Consider the following 1,649-nt stretch of genomic DNA (forward strand, 5'->3'; position numbering starts at 1 on the left):
CTATGCCGTTGCTGTGGTCAGAGTTTGCAAAGCATTTGCCAAGCCAAAAATAAACCATACCTAAAGCGTGAGCATTGTCTCACGCAACCGAGAAACCGACATGATTACATTAAGAGATTATCAGCAAGACGCTGTAGAGAGCGCCTATGCGTACTGGCAGAACGGTACAAGCTGCATCATTGAAGCACCATGCGGAGCAGGTAAAAGCCTTATTATTGGCAAAATATGCCACGACTCAATCACTCATGACGTGCGCGTATTGGTCGTAACGCATCGAAAAAAATTATTAGAGCAAAACGAGGCTGAGTTAAAAAACTTGTTACCTGATGCTGATACGGGTTTTTATAGTGCAGGTTTGAACCAAAAAACACAAGACGCGCAAATAGTTTTTGCAGGGATTCAAAGTATAGCCAATGCCACAATCCAACACTATGAAATACTTATCATTGATGAATGTCATCTTGTTGCACCTGATACCGCAGGGCAATACCATAAACTTATTAGTAACCTAAAAGAAGTCAACCCCGACTTAAAAATACTTGGCCTTACCGCCACCCCGTACCGCTTAGACAGTGGTTATTTAACACAATGGGAAACGCCTATTTTTGAGCGTGTCGTTTATAAAATTGATGTTAAGTTACTTATTAAACGTGGTTTTTTATGCCCTGTGGTGTCAAACGGTGGAGGTGTTAAAGTTGATGTAAGCAAGGTTAAGCACAAAGGAGGTGAGTTTTTAGACAGTGCGCTAGAATCGTTATACATGAGTAAAACGGTCGAGATAGTCGCGGATATTGTTAAAAAAGGCATTGACCGTAAAGCATGGCTAATCTTTTGTGTATCAATTGAACACGCTGAACAAGTTACTCAAGAGTTGATAACAGAGCATGATATTAACGCAGCTTGTTATCACTCACAAAGCGACAATGATTATATTTTAGATGACTTTGCACAAGGTCGCCTAAAGTGTTTAGTCAATGTCAACATACTCACGACAGGCTCTAATTTTCCGATTGCGGATATGTGCGTCCTTATTCGCGCCACTGAGTCAACCGCGCTTTATGTGCAAATTGTTGGCCGTGTTATGAGATTGTACCCAAATAAAAAGAATGCTTTGTTATTGGACTATGGCGGCAACGTGTTGCGCCATGGTTGTATTGATGATGTGACGGTTAAAGCTAAAGGTGAAGGCGAAGGCGAAGCACCGTCCAAACAATGCCCGTCATGTAAAACCATACTTCATGCCGCCGTCCGTGAGTGTCCAGAGTGCGGCCATATTTTTGAGCGTGACCCCGAAGGCAACCTTGAGCTAAATGCGTTTGATGGTGCGGTATTGTCAGACCAACGCAAGGTGCAACGTGTAAATGTTGACCGCGTGAGCTTTAAGATACACAAAAAACAAGGCAAGCCCGACAGTATCAAAGTGACTTATCATTGTGGGTTGGCTGAGTATTACGAATGGCTAACGCCTGAGCATAGCGAGTTTGGATTAAAAAAGACTCATGCTTTTTTTAGAAATATAGATGATAGTTATTTTGAATCTTCTAGTGTATCAATTGAGTTTTTAGAAGACCTGAATGCTATACGTCATTCTAAAAAAATAACAGCCATCGATATACTACCCTCAAAATATACCGAAGTTAAAAAACGGT

General features: G+C 41.4%; 1 protein-coding gene. It reads left to right on the plus strand.

The window, feature by feature from the left end; genetic code table 11:
- Positions 1 to 100: 100 nt before the first annotated feature.
- A partial coding sequence (locus Q0212_RS14140; RefSeq protein WP_297926624.1) for a DEAD/DEAH box helicase occupies positions 101 to 1,649 on the plus strand: 1,549 nt, incomplete at its 3' end.

Source organism: uncultured Agitococcus sp. (assembly GCF_937920075.1).
In the GTDB taxonomy this organism is placed as follows: Bacteria; Pseudomonadota; Gammaproteobacteria; order Pseudomonadales; family Moraxellaceae; genus Agitococcus.